Annotated in this window: 18 protein-coding genes; 4 read left to right on the plus strand and 14 right to left on the minus strand. The window is 56.4% G+C overall.

The features are described from left to right. Positions 1–9 precede the first annotated feature (9 nt). The 8 genes from AUQ43_RS13760 to uraH all read right to left on the minus strand — a co-directional run bounded on the left by AUQ43_RS13760 (position 10) and on the right by uraH (position 9,825). Positions 10–930 (minus strand): ABC transporter permease, encoded by a 921-nt coding sequence (locus tag AUQ43_RS13760; RefSeq protein ID WP_062956797.1) that lies wholly within the window; start codon positions 928–930, stop codon positions 10–12. After that, positions 930–2,009, minus strand: coding sequence for an ABC transporter permease (locus tag AUQ43_RS13765; protein ID WP_114129769.1), 1,080 nt, complete (start codon positions 2,007–2,009; stop codon positions 930–932). Before AUQ43_RS13765 ends, AUQ43_RS13760 begins: the two co-directional genes overlap by 1 nt. After that, positions 1,996–3,576 carry an ABC transporter ATP-binding protein gene (locus AUQ43_RS13770; protein WP_062957320.1) on the minus strand — a complete coding sequence of 527 codons (1,581 nt, stop codon included), beginning with the start codon at positions 3,574–3,576 and terminating at the stop codon, positions 1,996–1,998. The genes AUQ43_RS13765 and AUQ43_RS13770 overlap by 14 nt, the downstream gene beginning before the upstream one ends. Before the next feature lie 114 nt (positions 3,577–3,690). Next, positions 3,691–4,164 (minus strand): nucleoside deaminase, encoded by a 474-nt coding sequence (locus AUQ43_RS13775; protein WP_198157170.1) that lies wholly within the window; start codon positions 4,162–4,164, stop codon positions 3,691–3,693. Between the two features lie 369 nt (positions 4,165–4,533). Then, positions 4,534–5,574 (minus strand): xanthine dehydrogenase accessory protein XdhC, encoded by a 1,041-nt coding sequence (xdhC, locus tag AUQ43_RS13780; RefSeq protein ID WP_062956800.1) that lies wholly within the window; start codon positions 5,572–5,574, stop codon positions 4,534–4,536. Between the two features lie 3 nt (positions 5,575–5,577). Then, positions 5,578–7,974 (minus strand): xanthine dehydrogenase molybdopterin binding subunit, encoded by a 2,397-nt coding sequence (gene xdhB, locus AUQ43_RS13785; RefSeq protein WP_062956801.1) that lies wholly within the window; start codon positions 7,972–7,974, stop codon positions 5,578–5,580. Beyond that, positions 7,967–9,463 (minus strand): xanthine dehydrogenase small subunit, encoded by a 1,497-nt coding sequence (xdhA, locus tag AUQ43_RS13790; RefSeq protein ID WP_062956802.1) that lies wholly within the window; start codon positions 9,461–9,463, stop codon positions 7,967–7,969. The genes xdhB and xdhA overlap by 8 nt, the downstream gene beginning before the upstream one ends. 8 nt (positions 9,464–9,471) lie before the next feature. Beyond that, positions 9,472–9,825 (minus strand): hydroxyisourate hydrolase, encoded by a 354-nt coding sequence (uraH, locus tag AUQ43_RS13795; RefSeq protein ID WP_062956803.1) that lies wholly within the window; start codon positions 9,823–9,825, stop codon positions 9,472–9,474. A gap of 700 nt (positions 9,826–10,525) precedes the next feature. On the opposite strand from uraH, the gene puuE reads away from it, so the two are divergent. The 4 genes from puuE (at position 10,526) to AUQ43_RS13820 (ending at position 13,596) form a co-directional block, all read left to right on the plus strand. Further along, complete coding sequence (gene puuE, locus AUQ43_RS13805) at positions 10,526–11,440, plus strand: allantoinase PuuE (RefSeq protein ID WP_062956805.1); 915 nt, start codon at positions 10,526–10,528, stop codon at positions 11,438–11,440. Between the two features lie 26 nt (positions 11,441–11,466). Then, a complete protein-coding gene (gene uraD, locus AUQ43_RS13810; RefSeq protein ID WP_062956806.1) occupies positions 11,467–11,994 on the plus strand; it encodes a 2-oxo-4-hydroxy-4-carboxy-5-ureidoimidazoline decarboxylase in 528 nt (175 codons plus the stop codon). 66 nt (positions 11,995–12,060) lie between these two features. Then, complete coding sequence (gene alc / locus AUQ43_RS13815) at positions 12,061–13,077, plus strand: allantoicase (protein ID WP_062956807.1); 1,017 nt, start codon at positions 12,061–12,063, stop codon at positions 13,075–13,077. A 9-nt stretch (positions 13,078–13,086) separates the two neighbouring features. Beyond that, positions 13,087–13,596 (plus strand): ureidoglycolate lyase, encoded by a 510-nt coding sequence (locus AUQ43_RS13820; protein ID WP_062956808.1) that lies wholly within the window; start codon positions 13,087–13,089, stop codon positions 13,594–13,596. A gap of 72 nt (positions 13,597–13,668) precedes the next feature. On the opposite strand, the gene AUQ43_RS13825 is transcribed toward AUQ43_RS13820, so the two are convergent. The 6 genes from AUQ43_RS13825 to AUQ43_RS13850 all read right to left on the minus strand — a co-directional run bounded on the left by AUQ43_RS13825 (position 13,669) and on the right by AUQ43_RS13850 (position 19,495). Next, a complete protein-coding gene (locus tag AUQ43_RS13825; RefSeq protein WP_232310678.1) occupies positions 13,669–14,481 on the minus strand; it encodes a hypothetical protein in 813 nt (270 codons plus the stop codon). Positions 14,482–14,641: 160 nt separating this feature from the next. After that, entirely contained in the window at positions 14,642–15,424 is a 783-nt protein-coding gene (locus tag AUQ43_RS13830; protein WP_062956809.1) for a succinate dehydrogenase iron-sulfur subunit, read from the minus strand. Between the two features lie 25 nt (positions 15,425–15,449). Next, positions 15,450–17,246: a succinate dehydrogenase flavoprotein subunit gene (gene sdhA, locus AUQ43_RS13835; RefSeq protein ID WP_062956810.1), complete on the minus strand. Its 1,797-nt coding sequence runs from the start codon at positions 17,244–17,246 to the stop codon at positions 15,450–15,452. A gap of 4 nt (positions 17,247–17,250) precedes the next feature. Continuing rightward, the gene (gene sdhD, locus AUQ43_RS13840) at positions 17,251–17,634 is read right to left on the minus strand and encodes a succinate dehydrogenase, hydrophobic membrane anchor protein (protein ID WP_062956811.1); all 384 of its coding nucleotides are present in this window, start codon (positions 17,632–17,634) and stop codon (positions 17,251–17,253) included. 26 nt (positions 17,635–17,660) lie between these two features. Then, complete coding sequence (gene sdhC, locus AUQ43_RS13845; RefSeq protein ID WP_062956812.1) at positions 17,661–18,041, minus strand: succinate dehydrogenase, cytochrome b556 subunit; 381 nt, start codon at positions 18,039–18,041, stop codon at positions 17,661–17,663. A gap of 404 nt (positions 18,042–18,445) precedes the next feature. Next, entirely contained in the window at positions 18,446–19,495 is a 1,050-nt protein-coding gene (locus AUQ43_RS13850) for a MaoC family dehydratase (RefSeq protein ID WP_062956813.1), read from the minus strand. Positions 19,496–19,568 lie beyond the last annotated feature (73 nt).

Here is a 19,568-nt window from a genome sequence, read left to right on the forward strand (position 1 = left end):
CACCAAACGCTATTGGGCGGCTCTGAACGCCTGCCCGATACAGGCTGGCGCATTCAGTCTGATTTTCGCACGGTCGCTTGAAATAATCACCAGCACGATCACAGTCGCCAGATACGGCAGCATCGACATGAACTGGCTGGGCACATGAATGCCAGCCCCCTGTGCATGAAGCTGCATTACCGAAATCAGGCCAAACATATAGGCCCCGGCAACCAGACGTCCCGGACGCCAGGTGGCAAACACCACCAGCGCCAATGCGATCCAGCCACGACCGGCGGTCATGTTTTCCGCCCACATCGGCGTATAGGACAGCGACAAATACGCACCACCAAGACCTGCCATCGCACCACCAAACATGGTGGCAAGGTAACGGATCTTGATCACGGAATAGCCAATCGCATGCGCCGAATGATGGGAATCGCCAACTGCCTTAAGAACAAGACCGGCACGCGATTTCGCTAGGAACCACCCGACACCGATTACAACAGCAATCGAAAGGTAAACCAGAAAATCCTGCCCGAACAGGATCGGACCAATAATCGGAATGGCGCTGATGCCCGGGATGGCAAGGGCGGGCAGCGGATCAATCGCAAAGCCGACAAACCCCGACCCGACAAGGGCTGAAAATCCAACCCCAAAGATCGTAAGTGCAAGCCCCGTCGCCACCTGATTGGCCATCAGGGTGAGTGTGAGAAACGCAAAGATCAGCGACATCATGGCGCCGGCCAGAACGGCGGCCAAAATCCCGACAGTGGCCGACCCGGTTGACGCGGTTACGGCAAAACCGGCAATCGCACCCACCAGCATCATGCCTTCGACACCAAGGTTGAGAACACCGGATTTCTCGGTAATCAGTTCACCTGTTGCCGCCAGCAAAAGCGGCGTTGATGCGGTAATCACCGTCAGAACAAATGGGACAATCCATTCCATTATGCGGTTCTCCCTTTTGCCGCGATAGAGCCGAAACGAATGCGGTATTTGGTCAAAACATCACAGGCCAGCAGGAAGAACAGCAAGATCCCCTGGAACAGCCCGGTCACAGCATTGGGCAGGCCCAATGTAATCTGCGCCAGTTCCCCGCCCAAATAGGTCAGCGCCATGATCAAACCGCCAAACAGGATACCCACAGGATGCAAGCGCCCCAAAAAGGCAACAATGATCGCGGTAAAGCCATAGCCCGGCGAGATGGATGGCTGAAGCTGCCCGATGGGTCCTGCCACCTCAAACAAACCGGCCAGACCGGCAAGCGCACCGCCCAAAAGCAGGGTAAACCAGACCATGCGTTTCTGACGGAACCCGACATGGCGGGCAGCCTGCGGGGCCTTGCCCACAACGCGCAGCTGGAACCCGATCACCGATTTCGACAGCAACAACCAACCGGCAATCACCACCAGAACCGCAACGGCGGTGCCAAGGTGCACACGCGATCCTTCAAAGATGATCGGAAGCAAACCGGCATCCGGGAACGGGCGTGATTCCGGGAAGTTGAACCCTTCCGGGTTCCGCCACGGTCCATGCACAAGAAAGCTTAAAAACAGCGTTGCGACATAGGTCAGCATCAGGCTGGTCAGGATTTCATTGGCATTAAAGCGCGTGCGCAACAGTGCCGGGATCGCCCCCCAGAATGCACCGCCCAGCGCACCAAGCACAAACATGGCCGGCATCAGAAGGATGCTTTCGCTGTCATGGAAATACAGCGCCAGTCCACCGCCAAAGATCGCCCCCATGGTCAGCTGGCCTTCGGCCCCGATGTTCCAGACATTGGCCCTAAAGCCCATGGCAAGACCAACCCCGATAATGACAAGCGGGGTCGCCTTCACAAACAGCTCGGAAATGCCATAGCTGTTATTGATCGGCAGAATGAAAAACGTATAAAGCGCATCAAACGGGTTTTTGCCCATAAAGGCAAAGATGATCCCGCCGACGACAAGCGTCATAAGGATTGCCAGAACCGGCGACAGATAAACCATCGCCTGGGAATGCTGGCGACGGGGTTCAAGCCTGACCAACGCGACCTCCCTCTACTTGCGTGTCGTTCGCCGGGGTCGCGTTGCCTTCAAGATCATGAAGCCCCCCCATCAACAGACCAATTTCCTCAATGCTGACATCGGCCATCGGACGCGGTTTGGACATTTTGCCCTCCGCCATCACGACAACAGAGTCACAAATGGCGAAAATCTCGTCGAGATCCTGCGATATCACCAAAACCGCCGTGCCCTTGGCTGCCAGATCCAGCAATGCCTGATGAATGGCACTGGCCGCCCCGGCATCCACACCCCAGGTCGGCTGTGAAATCACCAGAACGCCCGGGTCCTGCAAAATCTCGCGCCCGACGATGAATTTCTGAAGGTTACCACCCGAAAGCGACCCGGCCTCTGCCCCTGACCCCGTGGTGCGCACATCAAATGTCTTGATGATGTTGTCGGCAAAGGATTTGGTCGGCACTTCGCGGATCAGCCCCTTGGCCGCCAGCGCCATCCGGCGAAAGGCCGTCAAGAACCCGTTTTCCGACAGGCTCATATCGGGCACCGCCCCATGGCCGTTACGTTCTTCGGGCACAAACGTCGCACCCAGACGACGACGGCGACGCGGCCCGAAATGCGCAACTGATGTGCCATCAATCTTGATGCTGTCCGGGGCGGCTTCCTGTTCGGTTTCACCGGCAAGGGCGCGGAACAGTTCGTTCTGCCCGTTCCCGGCAACCCCGGCAACGCCCATGATCTCGCCACCGCGCACCTCAAGGTTAATGCCCTTAAGATCGGTGCCAAACTGTTCGTCACTGGCAAGTGACAGATCGGCAACAGCAAGCCGCACATCACCAAACGTGCGCGCTTCGCCCCGGTCCGGTGCGGTCAGTTTCTGGCCGATCATCATTTCAGCCATTGATTTCGCGGTCTCTTCGCGCGGATCACAGCCCGCAACAACCTTGCCACCGCGCAGCACTGTCGCCTTCTGGCACAGCGCCTTCACTTCGTGCAGCTTGTGGCTGATATACAGGATCGCGCAGCCTTCATCGGCCAGACGACGCAGTGTCTCAAACAGCTTTTCGACTTCCTGCGGGGTCAGGACCGAGGTCGGCTCGTCCAGGATCAGAAGTTTCGGGTTCTGCAACAGACAACGCACAATCTCGATGCGCTGACGTTCACCAACCGACAGCGTATAAACATGGCGATCCGGATCCAGCGGCAGGCCATAGGTCTTTTCGACCTCAAGCACCTGCTTTCGCAGCGCATCCATATCGCGCACGTCATTCATCGCCAGTGCAATGTTTTCAAGCACCGTCATGGTTTCAAACAACGAGAAATGCTGGAACACCAGACCGATCCCCATTTCGCGGGCATCGTGCGGGCTGTGGATCGTGACCGGCTTGCCTTCCCAGATCAGCTCACCTTCATCGGCCTGCAAAACACCATAGATGATTTTCACAAGCGTACTTTTGCCCGCACCGTTTTCACCCAGCAGCGCGTGGATTTCACCCGGCTCAATACGGAAACTGATATCGTCATTGGCCAGACAGCCGGGAAAGGCCTTGGTCACACCGCGCACTTCCAACTGCGCAGGGCCTGCCCCCTTCATGGCTTCTGTCCCGGTTTCACCGGTCGTTGACGTCACTGTTGCCACCCCCATTTAGCGATATGTCTTGCACCCGACACGCGGTTTTACCGCATAACGCACTGCAATCAAACGGTCTCAATAAGCAATCTTGTCGGTTTTGAGATCCCAGGCGGTAAACACTTCGCGCGCCTCGGGCAAATCGACATGAATAATCGGCAAGGAACGATCCTCGATCGGCTTTGCCACCTCATCATACAGGAACTGATCATCAAAACCGATGGCAGCGGCATCCTCGCGGCCATTGGCGTAATAGATCTTGTCAAGACGGGCCCAATAGATCGCCGACAGGCACATCGGGCAAGGTTCGCAACTGGTATAGATTTCACAACCCGACAGATCGAATGTTCCCAGCTTCTCACAGGCTGCGCGAATTGCGCTGACCTCGGCATGGGCGGTCGGGTCGTTTTTGGATGTGACGTTGTTCCACCCTTCGGCAATCACTTCGCCATTGCGAACAATGATTGCCCCGAACGGACCACCGCATCCCTCATCCATCTTTTGCCGCGACAAATCCACGGCATGGCGCATATGGCCCTTGGCATCACACACAGCCAAACTCTCCTCTACGAAACCTCCGGTCCGGTTTTCCGAACCGCCTGATCAGGCCGTCATTGTGCGGCCCTTTATCATTAATGCTGCCCTCAAAGAAGGCTTTAGGGTCAGGACCTACTAATTTGGTTCGAATGGTCACTCAGATTTGTGCGGATACGCGAAGCAAAACCGCAGGAAGATATTTATCTTTCAAGGTTCTGCGACAAAGTAGTCCGTGCAAATCTGAGTGATCCGAAGGACAGAGCTTATAGTTGCAAACTCCTGCGTCAAATCCCTTGAACGGGATGCCGACCCGTTCAGCGGTATCTTCCTTGTATTTCACAAATATAAGCTCTGCCATTCCAATCAAATTAGTAGGTCCTGACCCTAGCCGTTGCCCAACCCGTCTGATGCGGATTTTGGCATTTGCGTATTCGCCATCTGCGCTTCGCGCACTGACAACAATTGTGCGGCAACCGATGCCGCAATGACCACCGGCTGTTTGCCGGTAATGCCTTGAATTCCAATCGGAGTAGTCAAACGGCCGATCTCGACCGGGCTCAACCCCCGGTCTTCAAGCCGTCGGATAAAGCGTGCACGCTTGGTTTGGCTGCCAATCATGCCAACAAAACCAAGATCATCGCGTCCCAAAGCCGCCCGGCAGATCTCGAAATCAAGCGCATGGTTATGCGTCAGGATCAAAACATGCGCCCCGGCGGGAATATCCGCGACCTCCGCCTCGGGCTTATCACTTTGACAAACCTGAACATTTTCACCTTCAACATCCGCCAGAAAGTCTTCGCGCGAATCGATCAGGTGGATATCAAACGGAAGCGGCGCCAACGCCTGCACAACCGCCTTGCCAACATGCCCTGCACCAAAAACCCAAAGCGGTGTGCGCGCGTCATCAAGGCGCAAACAAAGCATTTCCAACCCGTTTAGCGACACAACCCCGCCACGCGCGGCGCCAAAACTGCCCGATAACATCTTGGCATGCGTACCACTGACCCGCGTGATGTCGCTGCAATCGGTCGGAACCGTCACCCACGTGCCATCGGCACGGTTCGGTGCGGTCTCGATTTCTTGCAAAACCGTGCGCAATGTTTCTTTGGCAACGCCACCCAACAGATGAAACCCAACCTCGACCGATCCACCACAACATTGCCCAAGACCGGGACCAAGCGGGAACCGGGCGATCTCGGCAACGGCCATCTTGTCGGCCCCATCATGGAAGCCTGCACGCACGCGTCGCGTCACCTGATGCTCAAGGTTGCCGCCACCAATCGTGCCCGAAATCGCATCCGGCGTAATCAGCATAAAGGCGCCGACTTCCCGCGGCGTCGATCCACGAATGGCCGCGACGCTGACCAGCACCACCGGACCGGGTTCGGACAACAGCCTGATATGATCGCGACGCGACAGGGTCATGACTTATTCCCCCGCCATCGATTGTGCTGAATGAACCTTTTCGATCATCCGCTTGGCGCAATCGGCCACGGCATGCAAAACCGCCTCGGGCGTTGCCGGGGTATCAAGGGCCGGGACAACCTTGTGATCGGTCACCGATGCCACCGCATCAGCAATTGCCCGATGCACGGAAATTGCCAGCATCAAGGGCGGCTCACCCACTGCCTTCGACCGGTGAATGGTTTTTTCAACGTTTCGTCCGGACGACCACAGTTCCATGCGGAAATCTTCCGGTCGATCCGAACATGCCGGGATTTTATAGGTCGACGGCGCATGGGTGCGCAGGCTGCCTTTATCATCCCACCAGAGTTCCTCGGACGTCAGCCAGCCCATCCCCTGAATGAAGCCACCTTCAATCTGGCCAAGGTCGATCGCCGGGTTCAACGACCGTCCGACATCATGAATGATATCAACCCGCGTCACCTTGTATTCGCCGGTCAATGTGTCGATCAAAACTTCGGAACACGCCATGCCATAGGCAAAGTAATAAAACGGCCGACCCGATGCGCTTTCGCGGTCATAATGGATTTTCGGTGTGGCGTAATAGCCCGTGGCCGACAGCGACACACGCGCCAGATATGCCTGCTTGATCAGATCAGCAAAAGCCAGCTCATCCTTGTCGCCAACAATGACCTTACCCGGCACAAAGCGCACGGTACTTTCCGCTACACCATATTTCTCAGCGGCAAAGGCAATCAGTCGGTTCTTGATCGTCATCGCCGCATCGCGTGCGGCCATGCCGTTCATGTCCGCCCCGCTTGATGCTGCGGTTGCCGATGTGTTGGGGACCTTGCCGGTATTGGTGGGCGTGATCTTGATCTGATCCAAGTCGATCTGGAATTCCTCGGCCACGACCTGGGCAACCTTGATAAACAGGCCCTGCCCCATTTCCGTTCCGCCATGGTTCAGATGAACCGAGCCATCCTGATAAACATGGATCAGCGCGCCCGCCTGATTGAGGAAGGTCGTGGTAAAGGAAATCCCGAACTTCACGGGCGTCAGGGAAAGGCCCTTTTTCAAAACCGGGCTTTCGGCATTGAACGCCGTAATCTCTTCGCGGCGCTTGCGATAGTCGCTGGCTTTCAGGATATCGTCGGTCAGTTCCGGCAGAACGTTATCTTCGACCACCATATGGTATGGCGTCGTATTGCGATCCTTGGTGTCGTAATAGTTGGCAATACGAACATCCATCGGATCACGCCCGACGGTCATGGCGATCTCATCAATGATGCGTTCAATCGCGACCATGCCCTGCGGCCCGCCAAAACCACGAAACGCCGTGTTGGACACAAGATTGGTTTTGCAGCGGTACGACCGGATTTCGACATCGCCAAGGTAATAGGCGTTGTCGGTATGGAACATCGCCCGATCAGCAATCGCCGCCGACAGATCAGCCGAAAAACCGCAATTGGCGGCATACTGGATATCCAGCCCGCAAATCCGCCCGTCATCATCAAAGCCGACATCATAATCGACAATGAAATCATGGCGTTTGCCGGTCATGACCATGTCGTCATCGCGATCAAGACGGAACTTGGCCGGACGTCCGGTTTTGGTCGCAACAATGGCGGCCAGTGCCGCCCATTGCATGGCCTGTGTTTCCTTGCCGCCAAACCCGCCGCCCATGCGGCGCACTTCGACCGTAACCGCATTGGCCGGACGGCCCAGCACATTGGCAATATTGTGCTGCACCTCGGACGGATGCTGGGTGGAGCAATGCAGCAACACATCGCCATCCTCGCCCGGAATGGCAAAACTGATCTGCCCTTCAAGGTAAAAATGATCCTGCCCGCCAATGTCCATCCGCCCGGCATGACGATGCTTGGCGCGCGCCAAAGCCGCCTTGGCATCGCCCTGCTTCATCACATGTGGCGGTGCGACAAAAAGCTGCTTTTCCAGGGCCTCAGCAACATCCAGAACCGCGGGCAGTTCTTCATATTCGATCTCGGCCAGCTGAGCTGCCGCGCGCGCCTGTGCCCGGGTTTCCGCCGCGACACAAAAGACCGGCTGGCCATAAAACTGCACGATGCCATCGGGCAAAACCGGCTCATCATCGGTGTGGGCTGGCGAAACGTCATTCTGACCTGGAATATCATCGGCGGTCAGAACACATACCACGCCCGGTGCAGTGCGGACCTTGGACAAGTCCAGCTTGCTAATCTTGCCATGCGCGATGGTCGCCGCACCCGGTGCCAGATGCAGGGTGCCAAACGGTTCATTGATATCATCAATATAGACCGCCTCGCCCGCCACATGTTTGGGGCCGCTATCATGTTTTGAGCTGGATCGAACACCGCCACTCAATCCCGCAGTCGGTGCCACAACCTCGTCCATATCGGTTTTCATAACCTGATCAGACATGGGCCGCCTCCTTGCCAACAAGGCGGGTGGCAATGTCCGGCGCACTGGTTTCGATAAACAGCTTGGTCAAAAGGTTCTGCGCCACCAGCATGCGGTATTCCTTGGATGCCCGCATGTCGGTCATCGGGGAAAACTCGCTGGCCAGGGCCAGTTGCGCGGCATTGAGATTGGCTTCATCCCAATCCTTGCCGATCAGGGCCGCTTCGCATTTCTTGGCCCGCATTGGCGTCCCGGCCATACCGCCAAAGGCCGCCCGGAATTCCGAAACCTTGCCGTTATCATCGACCTTGATCGCAAAGGCCCCCAGAACAGCCGTGATATCCTGATCAAAGCGTTTGGAGATTTTATAAGCCTTGAACACCAATCCGCTTTGCGGTTTGGGCACAATCACGCTTTCGACAAACTCGCCCGGATGACGGTCCTGCTTGCCATAGGTGATAAAGAATTCTTCCAGCGGCACTTCGCGGCGCACATCGCCCATGCGCAGCACAACCTTCGCCCCCAGCGCAATCAGGGCCGGCGGCGTATCGCCAATCGGCGATCCGTTGGCAATATTGCCCCCGACGGTTCCGGCATTACGGATTTGCCGCGACCCGATCCGTCGCACAAGCTCACCAACATCGGATGCGACCCGGCCCAACGCATCATGCGCGCGGCTATAAGTCACACCAGCCCCGATCACCAATGCATCATCGGCCTCGGTCACCGACTTCAGATCATCGACATCGCCAATATAGATGATCGGGTCCAACCGCTTGAGCATCTTGGTCACCCAAAGCCCGACATCCGTGCCCCCGGCCAGAACGGTGGCATCGGGATGGGCAACCAGAAGGGCGGCCAATTCATCAGACGTACGCGGTGCGAAATAACGCCCGGCCGGATGTTCAAGCGCAAGCGTGCCTTCACCCTCGACCATCGCAGTCAAATTGGTGGCAATATCGGCCCGGCGTTTTTGTTCGGCACTGTCATTGGCAGCAACACCACCGGCCTTGCGCGCGGCCTCGATGATCGGGCCATAGCCGGTGCAACGACACAGGTTGCCCGCCAGCGCATCATTGATCGCGCCCCGGTCATCCTCTCCGCCATCCAGCCACAGCTGATACAGGCTCATGACAAAGCCCGGCGTACAGAAACCACATTGCGACCCATGGGTCTCAACCATCGCCTGCTGTACGGGATGCAGGCTGCCGTCCGTGGTTTTGAGATGCTCGACCGTCAGAAGCTGCTTGCCATCAAGGGTCGGCACAAACTGGATGCAGGCATTAACCGTGCGATACGCCATTCCGCCCTTGCCATCCGGCTCGCCCAGCACAACCGTACAGGCGCCGCAATCGCCCTCGGCACAGCCTTCCTTGGTGCCTGATTTGCGTTCAGTCAGGCGCAAGTATTCAAGCACGGTCATCTGCGGATCAACATCGCGCAGGCTGCGTTCCTCGTCGCCCAGCAGGAAACGGATATCAGAACGGAAGGATGTGGTCGCACTTGCCATGTCTGTTCTCAGCTTCCGCGATAGGTGGAATAGCCAAACGGCGACAGCAACAGCGGCACATGATAATGCGCCTGCCCATCAGAAATGCCAAAGCGGATCACGACCTGATCCAGGAATTTGGGATCGGGAAGCTCCGTACCGCTGGCATCGAAATAATCACCTGCATGGAAAACAAGCTGATACTGACCCGGCTTGAAAGAGGCACCTTCGAGCATCGGACTATCGGTACGGCCATCAACATTGGTCACAGCTTCGGCAACCATGTCGTCATGGCCATTGCCAAAGCGGTGCAGCTCAATGCGGATTCCGGCCGCCGGGCAGCCTTTTGCCGTATCCAGTACATGGGTGGTCAGTCGTCCCATGCCGGGCCTCCTCTCTCTCGTTCTAGGGTCAGGACCGATTAATTTGGTTTGAATGGTTAAACAGATTTGTGCGGATACGCGGAGCAAAACCGCAGGAAGATACGAATCTTTCAAGGTTTCGCGACAAAGTAGCCCGTGCAAATCCGTTTAATCCGAAGGACAGACGTTATATTTGCAAACTCCAGCGTCAAACCCCTTGGCCGGGATGCCAACCCGCCCCGCGAGCTTTTCCTTGGATTTCACAAATATAACGTCTGCCATTCCAATCAAATTAATTGGTCCTGACCCTCATTTTATGAGCGGTCGCTTCTCCCGATGGTCGGCATTCTGTTTGTGCTTTTGTGCCGAACCATTTTTTAAGCGATGTAAAAAGGGTCGCATTAGGACCCACCCTCGGGAAAGAGGGGATAAAGTGAAACTATATCAATAATTCTTTGAAAAAAGAACAGTCCCATTTCAGGCACTATGAACGGAAACACAGGCAAAATGCCTTGAAAGACCGCGAAAAACGTGGCTCCAGCCTGCTCCCGTCCAGGAACATTATCAAAACAGCCTTGATAGTGCGGCACGTCTTCGGCCCCGGCATATGCAGGTTTCTTTCTTGCTGCGCTGCGGCCGATGGTTAATGCTACACCAAACAGGCCCGACAACAAAGCCGGGCATACGGGATCAACCCCACAGAATTCAGGAGAAGGTTTGCATGAACGACCAGAAATATGCGCGTGATTTGATTGGTTACGGTGAAAACCCGCCCAAGGCCAACTGGCCGAACAAGGCGCGCGTTGCTGTTCAGTTCGTGCTGAATTACGAGGAAGGCGGCGAAAACTGCATCCTGCACGGGGATCGCGCGTCCGAGGCTTTTCTGTCGGAAATCATCGGGGCGGACATGCGCGAAGGTGTCCGCCATATGAGCATGGAGTCGATTTATGAATATGGCTCGCGCGTCGGCGTCTGGCGCATTCTGAACCTGTTCCGTGAACGCCAGATCCCGATCACCATCTTTGCCGTCGCCATGGCGCTTGCCCGCCATCCCAGGGTCGGTGAAGTCGCCATGAAGGACGGACACGAAATCTGCTCGCACGGTTATCGCTGGATCGATTACCAATACATGCCCGAAGATCAGGAACGCGAACATCTTCACAAGGCGATCGAGATCATCAAGAACGTCACCGGCGAACGTCCGCTGGGTTGGTATACCGGCCGCACCAGCCCCAATACCCGGCGTCTGGTGGCTGAAGAAGGCGGCTTTCTCTATGACGCCGACGATTACAGCGACGAACTCCCGTTCTGGAGCACCCAGACCGAAACCCCGCACCTCATCGTGCCCTACACCCTTGATGCCAACGACATGCGCTTTGCCGCCATGCAGGGCTTCAATTCCGGCGAACAATATTTCCAGTATCTCAAGGACAGCTTCGACACCCTTTACGAAGAAGGAACCGAAACCCCGCGCATGATGTCGATCGGCCTGCATTGCCGTCTGGTCGGGCGTCCGGGCCGCTTCGCAGCCCTCAAGCGCTTCGTCGATTATGTCCAAGGCCACGACAATGTCTGGTTTGCCCGGCGCATTGATATCGCCCGCCACTGGCGCGAACATCACCCGCATGGCGGCTAAGGCCGATCAAAAAACACAAGGTCGATATGACAGAAACCACCAAATCCCTGTTTGAAACCCGCCCGCCCAGCACGCTAGCGCAAAGCGCGTTCGTATCCCTGTATGGCTGGGTTTACGAACATTCTCCGTGGGTTGCCCATCAGCTTTATGAACGCGGCATCACCAAAAACCTCGATAACCCTGCTTCGCTTGCCGATGCCATGGCGGCCATCGTCAATGGGGCGGTTGATGATGACAAACTGTCACTTCTGCGCGCCCATCCCGATCTGGCTGGCAAGCTTGCGCTGGCCGATCTGACCGCGTCGTCGCAAAGCGAACAAAAGGGTGCCGGGCTTGATCAATGCACACCCGACGAACTTGCACGCTTTACCGAGCTTAATGAGCTCTATAAACATAAGTTCGGTTTTCCGTTCATCTTTGCGGTCAAGGGGTTCCATCGCACCGACATTCTCGATGCGTTTGAACGGCGTGTAAAAAACGACGCGGAAACCGAATTCAACGAGGCGATCGAACAGGTCCACCGCATTGCCAAATTGCGGCTCGAAGCGCTGTAGGAACACACACAGCATCAGAACCTGTGATAACCATATAACAAACGATAAATTCAGGATAAGACCACCATGAACCATCAGGAAAACACCGAAATGCCGGAATTTGCACGGCGGTTTGTTAATCTTGCCGACGAACGTCTGGGCGCAGAGGCAATCTTTGCGACCGATGATTTCTTCGCGGACAAACAGCGTATGCTGCAAACCGCTGAGGCGGTGTTTTATCCTGACCGTTATGACGATCACGGCAAATGGATGGATGGCTGGGAAAGCCGCCGCAAACGTGTTGAAGGCCACGATTACTGTGTTGTGCGTCTGGCAACATCGGGCCGCATTTACGGTGTCGATATCGATACCAGTCATTTCACCGGCAACTTCCCGCCAGCCGGGTCCCTTGAAGGCTGCTATTGCCCGGATGGCGATCCGACCGACGATACCAAATGGCATGAAATCGTTGCCCCCATGGGCCTTCGCGCCAGCGCGCACCACTATGCCGATGTGACGTCGAATGCGATCTATACCCATGTCCGCCTGCACATCTATCCCGATGGCGGCGTTGCACGTCTGCGCGTCTATGGTCGCCCGAACCGCGACTGGACGGAAATGGCCGCCAAGGGCGAACAGGTCGATCTGGCGGCGATGATCAATGGCGGTGTCGTTGTTGGCTGGTCGGATGCCCATTACGGCAACCCGAATGCCATTCTCGCCCCCGGGCGCGGGGTTAATATGGGCGATGGCTGGGAAACCCGTCGCCGTCGCGAACCGGGCAATGAATGGCTGATTGTCGAACTTGGCACCCCCGGCGAGATCGAAAAAATCATCGTCGATACCTGCCACTTCAAGGGCAACTACCCTGACCGTGTCTCGATTCAGGGCGCCTATGTTGATGGCGAAAAGGACAAGTCGCTCACGGCACGTTCGATGTTCTGGTCGACCATCCTGCCGGAAAGCAAGATGCAGGCGGACCATATCCATGAATTTGATGCATCCGCACTTACCGTCAATGGTCCGGTCACCCATCTTCGCGTGAACTCGATCCCCGACGGCGGCATCAGCCGTTTGCGCATCCTTGGCAAACCGACGACGTAACGGGGCAGGATGATGCAACTTCCCATCGAATACCTGACGCCAGAGGCCTTCGCCCCCTTTGGCGAAGTCATCTCGACCGACACCGCGCGCGATACCTACAAGATCAATCAGGGAACCACCACAAGGTTTCATGATATCTCGCGCGTAGATGTCGGGGACGAAGGTGGCGCGCCGATCATCAGCATCTTTCGTGGCACACCGCGGCCCAAGCCGATTGAAATCAAGATGATGGAACGCCACCCGCTGGGATCGCAGGCCTTCATCCCGCTTGCGGGCCAAAAGTTCCTGATTGTCGTCGCGTCGGGCACCGAAACGCCAAAACCCGAAGACCTGCGCGCGTTTCTAAGTGATGGCACACAGGGCGTGACCTACGCCAAAAACGTCTGGCATCACCCATTGCTCGTGCTTGAAGAAGACAGCGATTTTCTGATCGTGGATCGCACAGGGCCGGGCAACAACCTCAATGAAGTCGAACTGCCATTGGTCGATGGCGAGGTCATCACCCTTGATTGGGCGTAACGAAATAAAGTGACGAAATAACAAAGGCCGGGATTTCCCCCGGCCTTTTTCTTTCCCTATTGAGAACAGCGATCACTGAGCCGGGGACGGGGCAGCATTCACGCCACCATTCAGATCCAACGCCAGCATGCGTTTCTGAATGGTCTGTGACAGGACCGGACCGGCACCAGCCTGCAATGCCCTTTGATAGGCTGCGCGCGCCATTTCGGTCTTGCCCATCGCCAGCGCGTTGTCGGCGAAATGCGCAATATGCTCGGCCGTGGGCATCGCCTTGTTCACGCGGACAAAAACGTCTTCGGCCTCCTGATAGCGCCCCTGGCGATAAAGGATCAAGCCATAGGTATCAAGCGTACCGGGATCATCCGGGGCAACCTGCAAGGCCTGCTTGGCAAGGCGCTCGGCCTCCTGCAAGTTTTCACCGCGCACTGCATAGTGATAGGCCAGCCAGTTGGCCGCCCCCATATTGCCTTGACCTGCCGCCTGATAGGCCTCCGCCGTCATGGTATCGCGATAGGACGAAATCACGCTTTCAATGGATGACTGATCAAGGCCATCGACCCAGGTCAACCCGACCCGAACCGCCTTGCACCCTTGCGCATTGGCCTGCTGGCACATGGCAACCGCTTCTTCAACCGCCCCCATCACCGTGGCGTTTGGCCCGGCGGCGTATTCCTTGCCCGCCGCATCACGCGCCATGGCCTTGAAATCAATCATCGCCCGATAACGGTCATCGACCTTCTGTTCAGTGGGTGCAGCGAACATATCCTGCGCTTCCCACTTTGATCCTGTATTCCCGCAGGCCGCAAGGCCAAGCATCAGGCCAGCAGCCACGACGAAACGCGTTGATTTGAAATGAAACGGGCGGCGGTCAAACAAGGTTGTCATTCCCATACTGGTGCACAAAGCCAGACGCCATCATAGCGCATTTGGGTAATTGCGGGGTTAACATCCTGCGACCAAAAGAAAAAGCCGCCGGGATCATTGATCCGCGGCGGCTTTAACACGCTGGCGTTAAACGCCAATATCAGGGCAACACTGCCAGCACTTAGGCGCGGCGTTCTGCGATCATCTTTTTGATTTCGGTGATCGCAAGCGCCGGGTTCAGGCCTTTCGGGCAGGTGTTGGTACAGTTCATGATCGTGTGGCAACGATACAGGCGGAACGGATCTTCGAGTGCATCGAGACGTTCACCGGTATATTCGTCACGCGAGTCTGCCAACCAGCGATATGCCTGCAGCAGAACAGCCGGGCCGAGGTAACGGTCGGAGTTCCACCAATAGGACGGGCACGCGGTCGAGCAGGAGAAGCACAGAATGCATTCCCACAGACCATCAAGCTTCGCACGTTCTTCACGCGACTGCAGACGTTCGCCATCCGGCGGGGTCGGGCTGTCTGCCTTAAGCCACGGCTCGATGGATGCGAGCTGTGCATAGGGCTGGGACAGATCCGGCACCAGATCCTTGACGACTGGCATATGCGGCAGCGGATAGATCTTGACTTCGCCCTTGATGTCATCAATCGGCTTGAGGCACGCAAGCGTGTTACGGCCATCGATGTTCATCGCGCACGAACCGCAAATGCCTTCACGGCAGGAACGACGGAACGTCAGGGTCGCGTCGATCTCGTTCTTGATCTTGATCAGCGCATCGAGAACCATCGGCCCGCATTTGTCCAGATCGATGTCATAGGTGTCGGTACGCGGGTTATCGCCACTGTCCGGGTCAAAACGATAAATCTTGAACGCACGGACATTCTTCGCGTCAGCCGGCGCAGAGAACGTCTTGCCCTCTTTGACGACCGAATTGGCGGGAAGATTGAATTCTACCATCTCTCAAATCCTCTCTTGCCGCGCCTTAATAGACGCGCTCTTTCGGCTCGATATACGACACTTCATCGGTGAGCGTGAAGTTGTTGACCGGACGATAGGTCAGATCAACGCCATAGCCCTTGTCGGTGTCGACGGTCGCAATCGTGTGCTTCATCCAGGTTTCGTCATCACGCTTCGGGAAATCTTCGTGGGCATGTGCACCACGCGATTCATGACGCGCTTCTGCCGAATTCATGGTCGCGGCGGCACAGGTCATCAGGTTCTCAAGCTCGAGAGTCTCGACCAGGTCCGAGTTCCAGATGAGGGATCGATCCGAAACACCGACGTCGGGAAGCGTCTTGGCGGTTTCAGAAAGCTTGTCCTTGCCTTCCTTGAGGATTTCCGAGGTCCGGAACACACCGCAGTTCGACTGCATGACACGCTGCATTTCCAGACGGATATCCGCGGTCGGACGCGAACCTTTTGCCCAGCGCAGGCGATCAAAGCGTTCAACCGCTTCTTCACCGTCGGTTGCCTTGAGCTCCTTGAAGGAAGCCTTGGCATCAACGACTTCTGCGGCGTGCAGACCACATGCACGGCCAAACACAACAAGGTCGAGCAGCGAGTTCGTACCCAGACGGTTTGCACCATGGACCGAAACGCAGGCTGCTTCACCAGCCGCCATCAGGCCCGGAACGATTGCGTTCGGGTCTTTGGCGGTCGGACGCAGAACCTCGCCCTTATAGTTGGTCGGGATACCGCCCATGTTGTAATGGACCGTCGGCAGGACCGGGATCGGTTCCTTGGTCGCATCAACACCGGCAAAGATTTTCGCGGTTTCGGTAATGCCCGGCAGACGTTCCCACAGCACTTCAGAACCGAGATGTTCAAGATGCAGGTGGATGTATTCGCCGTGTTCGCCAACACCACGACCATCGCGGATTTCCTGTGCCATACCACGCGACACAACGTCACGCGATGCAAGGTCCTTAACGGTCGGCGCATAACGTTCCATGAAACGTTCGCCTTCGGAGTTGGTCAGATACCCACCTTCACCACGGGCACCCTCGGTAATCAGGCAACCTGAACCGTAAATGCCGGTCGGGTGGAACTGAACGAATTCCATATCCTGCAGGCCAAGACCCGCACGGGCCACCATGCCATGACCGTCACCGGTACAGGTATGCGCCGAGGTGCAGCTAAAGAACGCACGGCCATAACCACCAGACGCCAGAATAACCATCTTGGCATTGAAACGGTGCAGTTCACCGGTATCCAGATCCCAGGCCACCAGACCTTTGCACGAACCGTCTTCGTCCATGATCAGATCAAGGGCGATATATTCGACAAAGAACTCGGCTTTATTTTTCAGGCACTGCTGATAAAGGGTATGCAGCATGGCGTGACCGGTACGGTCAGCGGCTGCACAGGCACGTTCAACCGGCGCCTTGCCGTGGTCACGGGTGTGGCCACCAAACGGACGCTGATAGATTTTGCCATCTTCGGTCCGCGAGAACGGCATACCGTAATGTTCAAGTTCATGAACCGCCGGAACGGCGTTACGGCACATATATTCGATTGCGTCCTGGTCACCCAGCCAGTCCGAACCCTTGACGGTGTCATACATATGCCACTGCCAGTGATCCTCGGACATGTTGCCAAGCGACGCACCGATACCGCCCTGGGCAGCAACGGTGTGCGAACGGGTCGGGAAGACCTTGGTAATACATGCGGTTTTCAGGCCGGCTTCAACCGTACCCAGTGTCGCGCGCAAACCCGCGCCACCCGCACCCATAACAACGACGTCGTAGTTATGGTCGATAATTTTATAAGATTCACTCATTGGCTCAGGCTCCGGCAAAAACGATACGCAGGACTGAAATGATCGCGGCGACAGACAGGAAGGCTGCCACAGCCTTGATCAGCATCAGCGAGATCATTTCTGCTTTACGGTTGTGCACATAGTCTTCGATCACGACCTGCAGGCCATGCGTGAAGTGCACGGCAACGCTGACGATCAACAGGATCATCATGGTCGAATGGAAGTACGAGCCCAGCCAGGCTTGGACGGCATCGTAATCTGCCGTATGCCCGGCAAGAATCGAAACAATGAACCAGATGCCGAGCGGAAGGTTTGCAGCAGCCGTCACGCGCTGGGTCCACCAGTGCGAAGAGCCACTTTTGGCAGAACCGAGACCGCGGACACGGCCCAGATCGGATTGCATCTTCATGACAAGTTGTCCCCTCTTGCCCGGCCTTAAGCCAGACCGATGATCCAGGTGAGAATGGTCAGCACAACTGCCGCGCCAAGGACGATCGGGTTGCCTTTGGCAGCACCCTCATTCGTCAGGCCGCGACCGGTATCCCAGACAAGGTGACGGATACCGTTGCAAGCGTGGTAATAAAACGCCGCTGTCCAACCGAACAGCAGCAGCAGACCAAACCACGAGGTGAAAAATCCGTGATAGCCTTCAAAAGCATCACGACCGGCGCCGGCACCAATCAGCCAGGACGCCAAAAATACGAAACCAATGGCAAGGCCGACACCCATCGCACGGAATGTGATGGACATCTTTGCCGTCATCGGAAGCCGGTACACCTGCAAGTGCGGAGACAGCGGCCGATTGGCTTTGCTCATAGCGGAAATGCCTCTTCTCAAAGTAGCTGGCGGGAAAGCAGGGTTTATTTACCCATGCAGCGGGTTTGAGTCAATCTGAACCCCTTTTTAAACCAAAGATTTCAGCGACAAAAACGTCTCAACTGCCTCCGTTAAACTACGTAGGTTGACCTCTCAGACACCGTAAACACCCTGCGGGATGGGTGCTGCGAAAGACACGGGTCATTCACTTACGGCGTAACGTGCTTTTAGCAATCGCACAATTAGACCTTCTTACGCAAGGAAACTGCCAGCGGATCGGGTCTTATTTATTGCAAACACATATGAATGCGTCCCTACCCGATCAAGATCGGGGCCGAGCGCGCGGCGAAATTACCTTGGCGCAGCCAAACGAAAAGTTAAGCCGCCCCGTGATTTACCGCGGTTCAGCGCGGGATCAGCACCGTGTAGTCGAAATCAAGCAGCACATCAGACTGATATTTGCCATCCGCGTCCTTCAGCGGGAAGTCACTGGCCTGACGATCGCGCACCGCAACAAGACGCAGGCGAAGTGCCCCCAGATCACGTCGACCGGGCACTTCAAACTTGCCCAGAACCTCGGACCACGCAAAAATCGTATCCCCGGCAAAGGCCGGGTTGGCGTGCGTCCCGGCATTGATCGCGGCAATCCGGAACGCATTTCCAAGCCCGTTAAATGACAGCGCCCGGCACAGCGAAATGATATGCCCGCCATAAATCAACCGCTTGCCAAATCGCCCGCCATTGGCAGCGACCTGATCGAAATGGACCTTGGCCGTGTTTTGATAAAGCCGGGTTGCGATCTGATGTTCGGCTTCTTCAAGGGTCATGCCGTCGACATGATCAATCTTCTCGCCGACATAATAGTCATCCCAGCAATGGGGTGATCCCGCCAGCTGGGTTGAATAGCCTGAAACATCCAGCCCGACCGGGATTTGAAAGGCCTCGGGCGCGACCACACCGGGCAATTCCGGCAAAACGGTTTCCGGGGCCGGTGCGCTTTCATCGCGCTTGCGCACCATGACCCAGCGATTGTAATCCAGCACCATCTCGCCGCGCTGATTGCGCCCGACGGAATTGACATACACCACACCGGTCTTGCCGTTGGAGTTTTCCTTGATCCCGGTCACGGTGGAAACCGAACTGACCGTATCACCGGGATAGACCGGCACCCCAAACACACCTCCGGCATAGCCCAGATTGGCCACCGCATTCAGCGACACATCGGGCACCGTCTTGCCAAACACCATGTGAAAGGCCAGCAAATCATCTACCGGGGCGGCCTTATATCCGATGCTTTGGGCAAACTCGTCAGACGACTGCACGGCAAAGCGCGGGCCATACAGCCCGGTATAAAGCGCAACATCACCACTGGTGATCGTGCGTGGTGTGGCGTGGCGGATTTCCTGTCCGATCTGGAAATCCTCAAAATAATTGCCCGGATTGGTCTTTGACATGCGACTGCCTCCCCTGAAAGGCCGGTTTTTCTGTGAAATGCCGATGCGCGCCGCTTTGGCTGTCTTTGACGCA

It is taken from the genome of Thalassospira sp. MCCC 1A01148, from assembly GCF_001613795.1.
In the GTDB taxonomy this organism is placed as follows: domain Bacteria; phylum Pseudomonadota; class Alphaproteobacteria; order Rhodospirillales; family Thalassospiraceae; genus Thalassospira.